Consider the following 15,755-nt stretch of genomic DNA (forward strand, 5'->3'; position numbering starts at 1 on the left):
TTCAATGATGGTTTTTTCCCCTAAAATACTAAATTATCGATCTTTATTATTTAATTATAAGAGTGCGTAACTCCTAGTTCTTATATTTTATAATATTAACCATTAATCAATCAGATAATTATTAAATAATATGACTTTTAGTGACGTTGTAGAAGCCGTAAAAAAACTATCTAATGAAGAAAAAAATGAGATAAAATAACTCATTGAACATTATCTAAGCGAAGATAAAAGAGAAGAAATTTACCATAATTATTTAATTAGTAAAGAAAGCTATAAAGAAGGGAAATTAAACTTTTTTTAGACATAGATGAGTTAATGAAGTCTTTGAAAAATTAAAGATTTATAAATATTAAAAAAGTAATCCAATATAATGGAATATAATAATCTCAATCAAATAGAAGACGATGGAAAATACAAAAACTATCTTAGGAAGAATCACTTTTAACCCTGAAATTATGGGCGGAAGGGCTTGTATTCGAGGAATGCGCATTACAGTCGCTTTAGTGTTAAAATTGTTGGCTAGTGATATGTCGATCGATGAAATCTTAACAGAATATCCAGACTTAGAATTAGGCGATATTCAAGCATCCCTTAATTATGCCTCTTTGTTAGCCGATGAAAAAGTTTATAGTTTTGAGGAGAAAGTGGCATGAAATTTTTAGGGGATATGGGAGTCTCTCAAACTGTTATCAAGACTCTGCGAAATTATGGTTATGATGCCATACATCTCAGAGATGAGAAATTATAAAAACTCCCTGATGAAAATATTATTCTCAAAGCAAAAGATGAAGGAAGAATAATTTTAACTTTTGATTTAGATTTTGGAGAATTGTTAGCTTTTAGCGGTGATTCTTTGCCCAGTGTGATTATTTTTAGATTAGAAAAAGCCAATCCTGATTATGTTTTATCGAAATTAAATCCTGTTTTACAAGAATGTCAAAATATATTAGAAAATGGAGTAATTATTACAATCAAAGATAATAACTATCGTGTTCGATATTTACCAGTTAAAAATTGAATAATGAAAGTTTTAAAAGATGTAAAATTTATCAATATTAAATGACACTTCCGTTATTGATCCATAGTATAATTAAAAAAAAACGTCATACTATTAATTTTTTCTTTAAGTAATTATAAAATCTTTTTAGATACTTTTTATCTGTATTTGCTCAATAACTAAATTGTTCAAATGTGTTAATTTCAAAAGTTATTTTTTTCATAATATTTTAAGTTTGTCAACACAATTTTACGTTTTCGATCGAGCAGATAGATAATGTTATAAAATAATGCTTAATAGAATCAATAAAATAAACTCTAATTTAGTTTATGTGGTTGTGATGGGAAAAATTAGAAAGTCAAAATCATTATCTCAACTTTTAAAGAATCTTGATAATGAAACAAAATTTAACGAGCTTTTCTTGTTACGATCGGAGTATAAATCGATCGATTCTAAAGGAAGATATTTACACTGGGATCAATTTCAATGGAGAGTAAAAAAAGGTGATAATGAAGATTTAGTATGGATTGCGACAAAAATGGCACGGGCTTCCATGGCTAAAAAAATACCATTACAAGCAGAAAAAGATACTGTATTTCATTATTGTGTACCTGAATCATTATTTGCTCAACTCCATAAAATCGATAAATTAACAGGAGGAGGAAAAGATATTAGTGATGGTAATTTAGTGACTAAAGCAGAAAAAAATCGTTACCTTATTCAAAGTTTAATACAGGAAGAAGCAATTACTTCTTCTCAACTTGAAGGTGCGTCAACCACTCGCAAAGTAGCGAAAGAAATGCTTAGTAAAAATCTTCCTCCTCAAGATAAATCACAACAAATGATTTTAAATAATTATCTGTTGATGAAAAAAGTTGTGGAAAAAAAAGACGAGAAGTTATCCATAGAATTTATTTTAGAATTGCATAAAATTGCTGTTTATAATGCGATCGAAAATGAAGGCATAGCAGGAGAATTTAGAAATAATAATAATATTTTTGTTTCTGATTTATATAATGAAAATACCTTTCAAGCACCAGATTATAAAACTATAGTTGATCAATTAAAAGAACTATGTGAATTTGCCAATAAAATAGATAATGATAGTGATAATTATAGTAATTTTATTCATCCTATTATAAAGGCAATAATTTTACATTTTATGATTGCTTATATTCATCCTTTTGCCGATGGAAATGGTAGAACTGCTAGAGCAATTTTTTATTGGAGTATCCTAAGATCAGGTTATTGGTTATTTGAATATATATCTATTAGTAAATTTATTCAGCAGAAAAGAAATGATTATGATAAAGCCTTTATTTATGTAGAAACAGACGAATTTGATCTTACTTATTTTCTTTATTATCAAGTAGATATAATCATTAAAGCTATTAATTCTTTATATGAATATATCGACAAGAAAAAAAGAGAATTGTATGAATTTATGGACTGGATTGATAATAGTATTGTTGCCAAAACATTAAATAAAAATCACCTAGAAATTTTAAAACAAGCCTTAAAAAATATCGGCAAAGAATTTACGGCTCAACAAGTCGCTAATGATTTAGGTTTAACACCAAATACAGCAAGAAATTATCTTAATCAATTAGTTGAAAAAGATTTATTTTTAGCGACTAAAGCAAGAAAAGGTAAAACAATTATTTATGTTGCTCGTGATAATTTAAAAGCAAGATTAAAAATATCTTAGGTTCGATCGAACTCTTTAACATAATCTATTACAAATATTTTGATGAGGGTGGGCAGAATGATATTCTGCCCCTACATTTTATATATTGTAGGGGTTGAACATTTTTCAACCCTTCTTCCTCAATTAATCTATTTGCCCTTGAAATAAAAACCTTTTCTTGATAAAGTGAACTGGTAATGTTATCTTAAAATGATGAAAAGACCAATTGCGATCGACCTTTTCTCAGGATGCGGAGGAATGTCTTTAGGTTTAGAAGCCTCTGGATTTGACATTGCTGTAGCAGTAGAATTTGATGCGATCCATGCCTTAATTCATCATCTTAATTTTCCCTACACTCATACTATTTGTCAAGATATAAACCATCTCAACACCGATTATTTAAAAGAAATTCTCCAAGATAAAGGCATTAATGAAGTCGATTTAATCGCAGGAGGTCCACCCTGTCAAGGATTTTCTCTCATGGGTAAACGACAATTAGATGATCCTCGTAATTCATTAGTGTTTGAATATGTGCGCGTGATTCAAGATTTACAACCGAAATATTTTGTTTTTGAAAATGTACCGGGTATAGCTGTTGGTAGTCATAAACAATTTTTAGAAGAATTAATCAACGAATTTGAGTCATTGGGGTATCATATTGCCAAGCCCATTAAAATCCTCGATGCAAGTCTTTTTGGCGCACCCCAGAAACGAAAACGTCTTATTCTCATGGGTAGTCGTCACGATGTGAAACCCGTTAACTATCCTCTGGAAACTGAAGAATTTAATAATGTAGAAAGTGCCATCAATGATTTAGTATCTTTTCCTGCGTTTATTGGTGAAAATAAAAGTATAGATGCAAATAAACTAGATTATTCAGGATTTAGGCGTAATTTTGCACTAAAACCTCAAGGTATTTATGAATTATGCCACGATCGACAAAGAGATAATTTAGTTTATAATCATGTAGGCTCAAATCATACAGAAAAATCAAAACAACGTTTTCAAGATACCCCTCAAGGGGAAGTGGAAAAAACCAGTCGTTTCTTGAAACTTTCACCTACAGGATTGTGTAATACTCTAAGGGCTGGAACTGCCAGAGATAAAGGAGCTTATACCGCAGCTCGTCCAATCCACTACAACCAACCAAGATGTATTACAGTCAGAGAGGCTGGAAGATTGCATACATTTCCAGACTGGTTTTTATTTCATGAGACAATTTGGCATGGTTTTCGAGAAATTGGTAACGCAGTTATTCCCATGTTAGCTAAGGCAATTGGAGACGAAATAATTACAGTTTTAGAGGTGGATATTAACCAATTAGAAGTGAGAAAATTAGCAAAAATGGATTTAGAATTTATGGCTTATAATATGGACAAAGCATCAAATTATTGGAATATTTCTAATGAGATTATTCCAAAAAGAAAAAGATTAGAAATGAGTGTTTTATTGTTTTCTGATAAGTTCGATCGTCCAAAATATTTTAGAGATTAATAATTTATTTCCTGAGTTAATTTTGTTATAATAAAAGCTCAATCAAAGTTATAAATGAGCATTTTCTCCTAAGTATTTAGTTACCAGATAGTCAACTTCGGGTAAAACCGTTACAGGTACATAAATTTTATATTGCTGAAAAATTTTTACTACTGAAGAATGATATTGGTCATCTCTATCTAAAAAAGCGATAATACCACTGGTATCTGCTATTATTTTTCTGTCCATAATAATTCATCTACTTTAGAAGATAAATCACCTCTACCACTCGCCCCCATTCCCATAGATTTAGGTAGTTTTTTTGGCTGATTTTCTAGTTGATTAATAACAATTTCTTGGATTACTTCGGCAACAGTTTTCCCTTTTTCCTGACATATTTTTTCCAGTTTGTTTTGCGTTTCTGTCGGTAAATAAATAGTTGTTGCTTGCATAAGTTTTGATTAATTCAATCTTGTTCTATAAGTCAGTAAAAATTATTTTACAATGTTTTATACTAATGCAGGTGGCTATTATTTTATCACAAGTTAGATCGTAAAGTAGAGTCGATCGATCGAACCTTAATTACCTGAGTTTGATCGAAATAGACATTATATTATTCATTGATAAAACTACACTGGTTATCAAGGGCTTTTGCTAAAAGTTTCATATATTCCCGATTATCGATAATATAAGAGCCAAATCTTTCTAAATGAGGGTTTTGCATTTGAGCATCGAATAAAACAAAATTTTGCGATCGAAGATGCTCCACTAATTTTACCATAGCAACTTTAGACCCATTGGGGATATTAAAAAACATCGATTCTCCAATAAATGCACCCCTAATCACAATACCTAAAATTCCTCCAGCTAACTTATCATCCTGCCATGTTTCAAAACTATAAGCCCATCCTGCTTGGTTTAATTGCTGATAAATGTCGATTAATTCCGATGAAATCCAAGTAGTATCTCGATCAGCACACCCCTTACAAACCCCTAAAAAATCTCGATTGATAGCTACAGAAAACACATTTTGATTTAATACCCTTTGTAGTGATTTAGGATAACGAAAACGATCGTCTAGGGGAATTAAAGTTCTTTGGTTGCTAGAATACCATCCTAACTGCTGATGATCGTCAGCCATTAAAAAATTACCGTGGGCATAACCTTGAATAATAGATGGAATATCTATCATAACTGATGAACTAAATATATAATTTCTAATAAAGGAAAGCTATATAATATTTAATCATGTCTCAACCAATTCCTCCTATTGTTTTACCACCCATAGAAAATCCTCAACTCGAACAGCAGTGGCTAGAAACCGCTTTACGTCAATGGTTAAACGATGAATTTATACCTGAAGTGATTAACGATACTATTGCTTCTAGGGCTTCTCAAATTTTTATCCGTCAACGGTTAGAGGGTGAAAATGATTTAGGCTCACTTGTCATTGCGATCGTAACCGAAATGCAATCTTTTGATTTTCAGAAAAGTTTTTATAGTGAATTTGCCATTGCTAACGCTGTAAGTGATTTAATTCTCAAAAGTATGGGTATTAACACTTGTTGCGGAGGATAAAATCACTAAGCTAGTTTGCATTTAAGTTTACTGATGAAGATAGGGAAAAGGGAATAGGGAAAAGGGAAGAGTTAAGAATTTTAGTTATTTTCAAGACTCAATAAAAAGTGTAAGTTAAATACGTCTTAGCTTATCAATAATAATGAAGATAAGAGGACATTTTTAGCCTAAATTTTATCTCAAATTTAAGTAAATTTAGGTTATGGAAGGGCGAATATTATAATGACGATAACGTAAATAATCTTTTAAAATTACATCATGATCAAAACAAAGATTTGAGGGAATTTCCCACACATTAAAAACACCTAAATTCAAGGCATCATCGTCAGCTTTTGGTTGTCCAATGGCGCTGGCAATAAATACTATACTTATGGTGTGTTTTCTTATATCTCGTTCTGGATTAGAGTAAACATGAAATTGCTCAACTAAATTAACCTTAAGACTGACTTCTTCTAGGGCTTCTCTACGCGCAGCATTTTCCACCGATTCCCCGTAATCCACAAATCCCCCCGGAATCGCCCATCCAAAAGGTTCGTTTTTACGCTCTATTAATATAATAGGTCGATGGGGTCGATCGATCAATTCAATAATTATATCCACCGTTGGCGCAGGATTTCGGTAATTTATCATCTTTTGAATGAGGAATTAAGAATTAAGAATTAAGAATTAAGAATTAAGAATTAAAGGTGTTAATAAATTACACGTCTAACAGTTTCTCGTTCAATAAATTGAACTCTGAATTTTTCAAGTAGTTAATAAGCGAAAACACATTTAACTTGACATTTTTTATTAATTGTTGAAAATAACTAAAAATCTTAACTTTTCTCTCTTCTCTCTTCTCTCTTCTCTCTTCCCTCTTCCCTTTTTTGATGATTATAATTGACTTAGAATTTCTCGATCGAGACTAAAATCCACCTCAATTTTATCTCTACCCGAAGCTAAATAATCGTTTTCAAAAGATTCTTTTAAACCCGAAATTAAGTCATATTTAGGTTGCCAATCTAAATCTTTTTGAGCTTTGGAAATATCGGTAAAAAAATGTTGAGTTCTAATGGGAAAAGCCTTTCTTTTTCCTAAATTAAATTTCTTAGGTTCATAGTATTTTAACTCAATTTCTTCGGGATTTTTGCCCACTGCTAAAGCACAACTTTGCGCTAATCCTTTAAAAGTGACGTATCGATCGCCCGAAATATTGTATATTTGTCCTATAGCCTTAGAATTGCCTAAAACCTTACTCATAGCAATAGCTAAATCTTCTACATGACCAAATTGAGTAAAGTGTAAGCCACCATCAGGAATTAAAATGGGGAAATTGCGCACAATTCGATCGAAAAACCATGCCTCTAAATCATTATAATTGCCCGAACCATAGATATAAACAGGGCGAATAGAAGTAAAGGGAATCCCCTCTTTCGCTAAATATTGTTCTGTTTCATATTTCCCCTTGTGGCGACTTTGTGGGTCAACGGGATCATTTTCTCGATGGGGCATTGCTTCCGATGGTAAATATACTCCTGCCGAACTAACATAAACAAAATGAGAAACCTGATCCTTGAACAATTCTACCAAAGGTTGAGTATCACTTAATTCCCTTCCATTGTTATCGAAAATCGCATCAAATTTTTGTCCTTTCAGTTTGTCTTTTAATAGTTGTAAATTTTTTCGATCGCAGTGTATTTGTTCAATACCTTCCACGGGAGTAGCTTTATTGCCACGATTACACAAAACAACTTCATGTCCTTGAGCCACAAGAATTTTTGTCAGGGAAACACCGATAAAACGAGTCCCCCCCATAATTAGAATACGCATATTTAAGTAATGAATAATGAATAATGAATAATGAATAATGAATAATGAGGAACGTAGGGGCTTAATATATTAAGCCCAACCTCATCAGAAAATAATCAGTCGGTGTTAATTCCTCATTCCTCATTTAATTCTTACTTTTGAGAAAGGGTACGGCGTTTAAACACCATTTCGTATGCTTCAATGCGATCGCCCTCTTGCCAATCAGCAAATTTATTAACGGCAATACCACACTCAAACCCAGAGGCAACTTCTTTGACATCATCTTTAACCCGTCTTAAAGAATCTAAGTTACCGTTATAGACAATTTGTCCATTGCGAATCACTCGAATAAAGCGGTTTCTGAGGACTTTTCCAGATTGAACATAACAACCAGCCACAGCACCTTTACCAACGGCAAATACCGCACGAACTTGAGCAACCCCAAGGCTTTCTTCGATTTCTTCGGGATCGAGTAATCCTTCCATCGCCCCTTCAATTTCATCGAGCAATTTATAGATTACGTTGTATTCCCGAATGTCCACTCCTTCCTGTTCGGCGGCTTGTCGAGCGTTAGGGGCTAAAGTTGTGTTAAATCCAATTACGACAGCACCACTAGCGGCAGCTAAATCCACGTCGGTTTCTGTTACTTCTCCTGCACCCGAAAGCAAGACTCGAATTTGTACTTCTTTTTGAGGAAGTTGTTTTAAAGAGCCTAAAATCGCTTCCACCGAACCTTGTACATCAGCTTTGATGATTAAGTTTAGTTCTTTTAAGTCTCCTTGTTGAGCTTGTGCTGATAAAGAGCTTAATGTTACACGGCGAGAGGATAAGGCTTGTTGTAAACGGGTATCTCGACGTTCTTGCGCACGGGCTTCGGCGATGGCTTTGGCTTCTTTTTCGTTTTTGTAAACGTCAAATTCATCTCCTGCCGCTGGTACTTCATTTAAGCCCAATACTTCCACCGCAAAAGACGGAGTTGCGTCTTCAACTTTATCGCCTCGATCGTCAATCATTGCCCGAATTTTACCTGCTACTGAACCTGCTACGATGACATCTCCTACTCTCAATGTACCATTTTGTACTAATAAAGTAGCAACAGGACCTCTGGCTCGATCGAGGTGAGCTTCAATAACTGTACCTTTTGCCATTCGATCGGGATTAGCGGATAGTTGTTCCATTTCTGCCACTAAAACGATCATCTCTAAGAGAGTGTCTAAATTATGCCCATTTAAAGCACTAACAGGCACCATGACAGTATCACCGCCCCAGTCTTCGGGTACTAATTGTAAGTCCACTAATTCCTGTTTAACTCGATCGGGATTAGAGTCGGGTTTGTCCACCTTATTAATGGCTACCACAATGGGAACTTTCGCCGCTCTGGCGTGACTGATCGCCTCTTTTGTTTGAGGTCTTACGCCGTCATCCGCCGCAACTACTAACACCGCAATATCGGTTACTTTTGCACCCCTTGCCCTCATGGCGGTAAAGGCTTCGTGACCGGGGGTATCTAAAAATACAATCTGTTGAGTTTTGCCTTCATGTTCCACATCCACATGATAAGCTCCAATGTGCTGAGTAATGCCTCCTGCTTCTCCTTGTACAACTTTTGTGTTTCTGATAGAGTCTAAAAGGGTAGTTTTACCGTGATCAACGTGACCCATAATGGTAACAACGGGAGGACGACTTTGAAGACTATCAAGATCAGTTTCTGTGATCATCTCAGTTTTCTTAGCACTGGCTTTTTCTTCTTCGGTAATCACTTCTACTCCTAAATCGGAAGCCACGATTTTGGCAATTTCCAGATCAAGAGTTTCGGTAATATTAACCGCAATACCTTTAAAGAATAAGAGTTTGATAATTTCTGTGTCTGGTGTCTTGAGTAAATCCGCTAATTCTCTGAGGGTAGGACTTTGTTTTAAAACAATAAATTCAGGGGGTTGTTCTTTCTCCGCCTTGACTTTTTTATCAACTTTGAACTCAGTCTTGTCTAATTTAGGTTTTTGTTTACGGGGCGATCGAGCTTTTTCAGGGGGTTTAGGTTGTTGACTAACCTGTTTCTCAGGACGTGCTAAGGCTAAATTGAGGAACTCATTATCAGCATCATCATCATCTAAATAGTCCGTTAAATCGTCATCATCGTCATCAATGAGCAGTGAACGGCGTTTCTTAGCTGTTTTTTTAGCTTCTTTACTATCGTCATCATCATCCCATACGGCAGTTTCGCCTTTTTCCAAAGGTTTCTTAATTTTCTGCTTAATGCGCTTGGGTTTTTCCAATAAAATTGGTTCTGCATCAAAATCATCATCAGTTGAAGCTACTGCAGTATCATCAATTTCCTCGTCTAAATCTAAGTCTGGTTCAACAATAGCAACTGGTCTTTGAGGTGGTCGATGTAATTTAGGTTTCGGAGTCGCTTTTAAATTCTCTTTTTCTGTGGCATCATCTTTCGCCACTAAAGGACGTGGAGGCTTCACAGTTTTTTCTGTAGGCTCTTTTGCGACTTCTGGACTGTCAAAATCTTTCCGTCGTTGATTATTTTTATTACCTCGACGAGGGGCATTAGTTTTATTCCCATTATTGGCGATTTTGGGACGGGGTTTTTTGTCTTCTTCACTTATAGAGACAACAGGGGGTTTTTTTGCTCCACCATCATCAGAAGAATTGTTACTTTTTTGAGACTCATTAGGGCGTTGAGGCACGGAAGGAGGAGATTTTAGAGTTGGTTTACTGGCAGTGATAAGAGTTTTAGGAGATGTTGTTTTAGGAGATGTACCTTGAGAACTATTATTGTTCGCCACTGAATCAGAAGATGAGGGCATTTGAGGACGAGGGGGGCTTAATAAGGTAGGAGGCTCTTTCCCCTCGGTGGAAGACTGATGACTGCTATATACTGCAAGAATTTCTTGCTTTTTATTCTTAGTTTTCAATTCTGGTGATGCTAAATTTTTTTGTTCTTTATGGTGGGTTGTTGTTGTCTTTTTGACTTGGTTATTAACAGAGGTCATAGGATAGTTTTTTGCTACTTCTTTGATGTTGTCAGCCTGAGATTCTGTGATAGTACTACTATGGTTCTTCACATCGATCGATAAACGAGAACATATTTCTAATACGTCCTTATTATCCAACTCAAGTTCTTTTGATAAATCGTATATTCTTACTTTTCCGTTTTTCATCCACAAATTGCCCTAATTGTACTATATTATAACTGTTTTTACTAATTTTAGTTAGATTTTACATTTTATTAGAATTTACGACCTTAGTGAATAACAGAAGAATTGATATTGCTCTGCTATTATGGTTTTAGGTGTAGAATCCTGTTGATTAAATTTAACTGTGTAAATCCTATTATATTTAATTCTGATCTATTTAATAAAGGTGAGGGATATTTAAAAAAAATGTCAACTCTGAAATCAAGTGATATAGTGGGAAAAAGCACGGGAATCTTTTTTGGGAAAGAATAAATCATTTCCACCAAAAGCGTCACCTAGTAAAGATTTTAATAATCTTCGATCCTGATTAAATGGTTTTGACTTGAAACTATCCATCTCAAATAATCGTCTTTCCCACAGAATATAAATATTTATTATCTTTCTTTCAACCTTATGAAAAATAAATCCTTATTAACTCAAATTAAAAATGTTAGTTTAATTGGAGCTACCGTTATTGGTTGTTGGTTAACGAATACCACTAAATTGTTAGCTTTACCCCAAGAGGTGATCATTCAGAAACTTCGTCCGATCCCTGTTTTTACGATTGCTGATGCTCAAGGTGCGCCTTTGATTGCCTCTAATGAAGAAAATGCGAAAGTGGCAGGAGTATTTATCAGTAAACAGGATGCTAATAGTTTTGTCGATCGATTAAAAAAAGATAATCCAACTTTAGGAAATCAAGTACAAGTAATCCCTGTGTCACTAGGCGAAATCTTTGAATTAGCGGAAGCAAATGCTAAAGAAAAAGAACCTGTTATCTTTGCCTATGTACCTACTCAAGCTCAAGTTGAACAGGCAAAAAAATTAAATAATCAATATCAGTCTGGAGTGCCTTTATTCGTGGCTAAAGCAGGAGATGATCAGGGTTATTTAACGATTAAACAAAATGATCAAGAAGTAATTCCCTTTTTCTTTGATCAACAGCAAGTACAACAATTAGTGGACAATTTCAAAAAAGCACAACCTGATTTAGCAGGTAGTGTCAAAATTGATGTAGTGATTTTAGAGGGTGTATTAGAAGCCTTAAAAGAGGGTAATGATGAAATGTTAACGAAAATTGTTTTGTGGCCTTCTAAGGAGTCGATCGACTTTTTACGCGCTAATGCCCCCAACCAGAACTAATGAGTAATGAGTAATGAGTAATAAGTAATAAGTAATGAGTAATAAGTAATGAGTAATAAGTAATAAGTAATAGGTAATAAGTAATATTAAAACAATCCCTAATTGTCTATGATTTGGAATTTCGATCGAGCATTATTAATACAAGGAATTGATCAACCAAAAGCATTGTCTTATCTGCAAGAACTAAATTTAGATAATCAAGATATTATGGCAGGAATTGGGGATCAATATATCGGGGAGCAAATAGAAAATATCCTTATTTTTGATTTAGTTACAGAGGCAATAACTGCTTATCCAAATATCCAAACTTCTCTAATTTTTAGTCATCCTTATAATGTCTTAAATGCAGGTTTAGAAGCGATCGAAGCGGGTATAAAACAACTGATTATTTATAGTGAAAAGATACCGCCTTTGGATTTGATGAAATTATGGCAACAAGCTAAAAATCAAGAGGTACAAATATTAGGGGCTTCTCAAGGGGGAATGTTAATCCCTGAAAAACTTTGTTGGGGAGTCAGTAATGCTGATTTATATACTTCTGGTTCGATCGCACTGATTAATTATGGCGATGCGATTATTAGTACTGAAATCGCTTTATTTTTACAAAAACATAATTTAGGTACTTCGATCGTTCTTAATGTCGGTAACGAAAAATTTATTGATATTGATTGGGACTTTTTGTTAGGAATATTAAGAGATCATGAGTCCACAGAAGTCATTTTGATTAGTATAAATGATTGTTCTAATATTGATGCTGAAAAATTTATTAAGGCTTTAAATCAAGTACAAAATAAGTCGATTATTGTTTATTTATTAGACCCTAATAATCTGAAATTTATTATTCAAAATAATAGTGCTAAAATCATTACAGATCAAATTCCTCAATATCTGAATAGAGTTTTATCACCTCAATATTTTCAAGATTCTTTACAAGAACAAGGAATTACCGTCATTCAAGACATTTTTGAAGTTTTACCATTGTTAAAAAAATAAGGACATTTTTGTATTATTCTTGATTTTCTGATTGATTTTCCTCTTCTCTTAATTCTCGCAAAATCTCAGCAATTTTAGCTTGTCGATCGTCTATTTGGTCAAAACGACTATAAAAGTCTGATTGTATTTCATAAAAATCTGCCATAGAACGAGTTAAGCGACCTAAAAGTAAATATAACCCTTTACGGTCTTTTTCCCATTGTTCTCGGTCTTTTTCCCATTGTTTACGATCTTCTGTCCATTGATTAGTTAAGGCTTCGATCGCACGAGCATTAGAGTCAGTTCGTTGTCTAGTTTGCTCTAAACCTTGTGCGAGTTGATTCGTTGTTTGTTTTGTTTGCTCTAAACCTTGTACGAGTTGATCCGTTGTTTGTTTTGTTTGCTCTAAACCTTGTACAAGTTGATCCGTTGTTTGTTTCGTTTGTGCTAAACCTTGTAAAATTTTATCTGCTAAGGCTTCTAATCTATCTAATCTATCTTGTGACATAATCTTACTAATAATTTCAAATTGTTTAATAATTATAGCGTGTATCAAAAACCGTTTTTACCATTACAAGAGAGCCTATTTCCTATTGATCATAACAATAATTGCTATATTGTAACTGAGAAGCTAGAAATAAAATGCTTCTTGTTTTAGTGGTATCTTAAAATATGATTTTAAATAAATTTTTATCGTAAAAACTATTATGAAAGCAATGATTTTGGCTGCGGGGAAGGGAACTCGTGTACGTCCTATTACTCATACTATCCCTAAACCTTTAATCCCTATTTTGCAAAAACCCGTAATGGAGTTTCTCGTTGAACTTTTAAGGCAACATGGGTTTAATCAAATAATGGTAAACGTCAGTCATTTAGCGGAAGAAATTGAAAACTATTTTCGAGATGGACAACGTTTTGGGGTAGAAATTGGTTATTCTTTTGAAGGGCGCATTGTGGATGGTGAATTAGTGGGAGAGGCTTTAGGTTCGGCAGGAGGGTTAAAGAAAATTCAAGAATTTAATCCTTTTTTTGATGATACTTTTGTGGTTTTATGTGGTGATGCTTTAATTGATCTGGATTTGACGGAAGTGGTCAAAAAACATAAGGAGAAAGGTGCGATCGCAACAGTAGTAACAAAATCTGTACCGAAAGAGGAAGTCTCTAGCTATGGGGTAGTAGTAACGGATGAGGATGATAAAATTTTAGCTTTCCAAGAAAAACCTTCTATAGAAGAAGCATTAAGCACTCAAATCAACACAGGGATTTACATTTTTGAACCAGAAATTATAGATTATATTCCAGCAGGTCAAGAGTATGATATTGGTAGTGAGTTATTCCCTAAATTAGTCGAATTAAATTTACCTTTCTACGCTGTGAATATGGAATTTGAATGGGTTGACATCGGTAAAGTACCAGATTATTGGGAGGCAGTTCGATCGGTCCTTAAGGGGGAAGTTAAAAATGTAGAAATACCGGGTAAAGAAGTTCAACAGGGAGTATATACGGGGTTAAATGTGTCAGTAAATTGGGATAAAGTAGATATAACTCCTCCTGTTTATATCGGTGCGATGACTCACATCGAAGATGGAGCAAAAATTGTGGGTCCGAGTATGATCGGTCCTAACTGTTGGATTTGTGAAGATGCTACTGTTGATAATAGTGTTATTTTTGAGTATTCCCGTTTAGGATCAGGGGTGCGTTTAGTGGATAAACTGGTATTTGGTCGTTATTGTGTTGACAAAAACGGTATTGCCATCGATGTTCAAGCCGCCGCTATTGACTGGTTAATTACAGATACTCGTAAAGATTTAGTGGAAACTTCTCAAAAGAATCCACTGATTGCAGAGATTGTTAATAATTCTTAAGTAATGAGGAATGAAGAATTAAGAATGAACATATTTTACCTATTACCTCCTCTCATCTAAAGACTATGGTGCGCAACCCCTAATTATTAATGGACAATCACTTAGAATTAATAGTCACCGACGGCGGTGAAAGAATGGATTTATGGTTAGCCGATCGAATTACAGATTTATCTCGATCGAGACTACAAAAAATCATCGAACAAGGACAAGTATCATTAAATCAGGAAATTTGCCTTCAAAAAAAGACGATTTTAAAATCAGGGGATGTGATTAATATTGACATTCCACCTCCTATAACTTCATCGGTAATGCCCCAATCTATACCCCTAAATATTCTCTATGAAGACGAATACCTAATCATTATCAATAAACCTGCTAACTTTGTGGTACATCCTTCCCCCGGACATCAAGACGGCACTTTAGTCAATGCTTTATTAGCCCATTGTCCTGATTTACAAGGCATTGGAGGAGTAGAGCGCCCCGGTATCGTGCATCGCTTAGACAAAGATACTACTGGAGTGATGGTAGTGGCGAAAACAGAGCCAGTTTTACGCAGTTTACAGGGGCAAATCAAGGCGAAAACCGCCACTCGTGAATATTTTGGGGTGGTATATGGATCGCCCAAAGAAGACTCTGGAATGGTTAATTTACCTATCGGAAGGCATCCAGTCGATCGAAAAAAAATGGCAGTTGTGCCTGTGGAAAAAGGTGGTAGAGAAGCTGTAACCCATTGGCAACTAGAAGAAAGATTAGGTAATTATAGTTTGATTAAGTTTCAATTAGAAACAGGGAGAACCCACCAAATACGAGTTCATGCTAGTTATATTAAACATCCTATTGTCGGTGATCCCTTGTATAGTGCTGGTCACTCCGTTGGTGTCAATTTGACGGGACAAGCCTTACACGCTTTTCGACTAACTTTAACTCATCCTATTACACAAGAATTTATTGAGTCGATCGCTCCCTTACCCCCTGAGATGGAGAAATTATTAAGAATTTTGAGAACTATTCATAATAAGTCCTGATTTTTGCAAAAAAAAAACGATCGAATAGTGATCGTTTAA

General features: G+C 34.3%; 15 protein-coding genes and 1 pseudogene. 9 read left to right on the forward strand and 7 right to left on the reverse strand.

The window, feature by feature from the left end:
- Positions 1–404: 404 nt before the first annotated feature.
- The 4 genes and pseudogenes from ACN4EE_RS00560 to ACN4EE_RS00575 all read left to right on the forward strand — a co-directional run bounded on the left by ACN4EE_RS00560 (position 405) and on the right by ACN4EE_RS00575 (position 4,178).
- Entirely contained in the window at positions 405–653 is a 249-nt protein-coding gene (locus ACN4EE_RS00560; RefSeq protein ID WP_431704441.1) for a DUF433 domain-containing protein, read from the forward strand.
- A gap of 110 nt (positions 654–763) precedes the next feature.
- Positions 764–1,018: pseudogene (locus tag ACN4EE_RS00565) on the forward strand (DUF5615 family PIN-like protein); the annotation flags it as partial.
- Positions 1,019–1,286: 268 nt separating this feature from the next.
- Positions 1,287–2,705 carry a Fic family protein gene (locus tag ACN4EE_RS00570; RefSeq protein ID WP_431704442.1) on the forward strand — a complete coding sequence of 473 codons (1,419 nt, stop codon included), beginning with the start codon at positions 1,287–1,289 and terminating at the stop codon, positions 2,703–2,705.
- A 189-nt stretch (positions 2,706–2,894) separates the two neighbouring features.
- Positions 2,895–4,178, forward strand: a complete 1,284-nt coding sequence (locus ACN4EE_RS00575) for a DNA cytosine methyltransferase (RefSeq protein WP_431704443.1) — start codon at positions 2,895–2,897, stop codon at positions 4,176–4,178.
- Between the two features lie 48 nt (positions 4,179–4,226).
- Here the strand turns inward: ACN4EE_RS00575 and ACN4EE_RS00580 are convergent, their stop codons facing one another.
- The 3 genes from ACN4EE_RS00580 to aat form a co-directional block, all read right to left on the reverse strand.
- A complete protein-coding gene (locus ACN4EE_RS00580; protein ID WP_431704444.1) occupies positions 4,227–4,406 on the reverse strand; it encodes a hypothetical protein in 180 nt (59 codons plus the stop codon).
- Positions 4,391–4,609, reverse strand: a complete 219-nt coding sequence (locus tag ACN4EE_RS00585; RefSeq protein ID WP_431704445.1) for a hypothetical protein — start codon at positions 4,607–4,609, stop codon at positions 4,391–4,393. The genes ACN4EE_RS00580 and ACN4EE_RS00585 overlap by 16 nt, the downstream gene beginning before the upstream one ends.
- A 161-nt stretch (positions 4,610–4,770) precedes the next feature.
- Positions 4,771–5,349 (reverse strand): leucyl/phenylalanyl-tRNA--protein transferase, encoded by a 579-nt coding sequence (gene aat / locus ACN4EE_RS00590; protein ID WP_431704446.1) that lies wholly within the window; start codon positions 5,347–5,349, stop codon positions 4,771–4,773.
- 56 nt (positions 5,350–5,405) lie between these two features.
- Between aat and ACN4EE_RS00595 the strand changes: the two genes are divergently transcribed.
- Positions 5,406–5,735 carry a hypothetical protein gene (locus ACN4EE_RS00595; protein WP_431704447.1) on the forward strand — a complete coding sequence of 110 codons (330 nt, stop codon included), beginning with the start codon at positions 5,406–5,408 and terminating at the stop codon, positions 5,733–5,735.
- A 195-nt stretch (positions 5,736–5,930) separates the two neighbouring features.
- Here the strand turns inward: ACN4EE_RS00595 and ACN4EE_RS00600 are convergent, their stop codons facing one another.
- The 3 genes from ACN4EE_RS00600 to infB all read right to left on the reverse strand — a co-directional run bounded on the left by ACN4EE_RS00600 (position 5,931) and on the right by infB (position 10,696).
- Positions 5,931–6,365 carry an NUDIX domain-containing protein gene (locus ACN4EE_RS00600; RefSeq protein ID WP_431704448.1) on the reverse strand — a complete coding sequence of 145 codons (435 nt, stop codon included), beginning with the start codon at positions 6,363–6,365 and terminating at the stop codon, positions 5,931–5,933.
- Positions 6,366–6,608: 243 nt separating this feature from the next.
- Positions 6,609–7,544 carry an NAD-dependent epimerase/dehydratase family protein gene (locus ACN4EE_RS00605; RefSeq protein WP_431704449.1) on the reverse strand — a complete coding sequence of 312 codons (936 nt, stop codon included), beginning with the start codon at positions 7,542–7,544 and terminating at the stop codon, positions 6,609–6,611.
- A gap of 131 nt (positions 7,545–7,675) precedes the next feature.
- Entirely contained in the window at positions 7,676–10,696 is a 3,021-nt protein-coding gene (infB, locus tag ACN4EE_RS00610; RefSeq protein WP_431704450.1) for a translation initiation factor IF-2, read from the reverse strand.
- Positions 10,697–11,125: 429 nt separating this feature from the next.
- On the opposite strand from infB, the gene ACN4EE_RS00615 reads away from it, so the two are divergent.
- Complete coding sequence (locus ACN4EE_RS00615; protein WP_431704451.1) at positions 11,126–11,854, forward strand: Tic22 family protein; 729 nt, start codon at positions 11,126–11,128, stop codon at positions 11,852–11,854.
- 108 nt (positions 11,855–11,962) lie between these two features.
- The gene (locus ACN4EE_RS00620; protein WP_431704452.1) at positions 11,963–12,847 is read left to right on the forward strand and encodes a hypothetical protein; all 885 of its coding nucleotides are present in this window, start codon (positions 11,963–11,965) and stop codon (positions 12,845–12,847) included.
- 13 nt (positions 12,848–12,860) lie between these two features.
- On the opposite strand, the gene ACN4EE_RS00625 is transcribed toward ACN4EE_RS00620, so the two are convergent.
- Positions 12,861–13,334 (reverse strand): hypothetical protein, encoded by a 474-nt coding sequence (locus tag ACN4EE_RS00625; protein WP_431704453.1) that lies wholly within the window; start codon positions 13,332–13,334, stop codon positions 12,861–12,863.
- 199 nt (positions 13,335–13,533) lie between these two features.
- On the opposite strand from ACN4EE_RS00625, the gene ACN4EE_RS00630 reads away from it, so the two are divergent.
- Together ACN4EE_RS00630 and ACN4EE_RS00635 are read left to right on the forward strand one after the other, a co-directional pair.
- Complete coding sequence (locus ACN4EE_RS00630; RefSeq protein WP_431704454.1) at positions 13,534–14,691, forward strand: sugar phosphate nucleotidyltransferase; 1,158 nt, start codon at positions 13,534–13,536, stop codon at positions 14,689–14,691.
- Positions 14,692–14,780: 89 nt separating this feature from the next.
- Entirely contained in the window at positions 14,781–15,716 is a 936-nt protein-coding gene (locus ACN4EE_RS00635; RefSeq protein ID WP_431704455.1) for an RluA family pseudouridine synthase, read from the forward strand.
- Positions 15,717–15,755: the final 39 nt, after the last annotated feature.

It is taken from the genome of Geminocystis sp. CENA526, assembly GCF_050753365.1.
Taxonomy (GTDB): domain Bacteria; phylum Cyanobacteriota; class Cyanobacteriia; order Cyanobacteriales; family Cyanobacteriaceae; genus Geminocystis.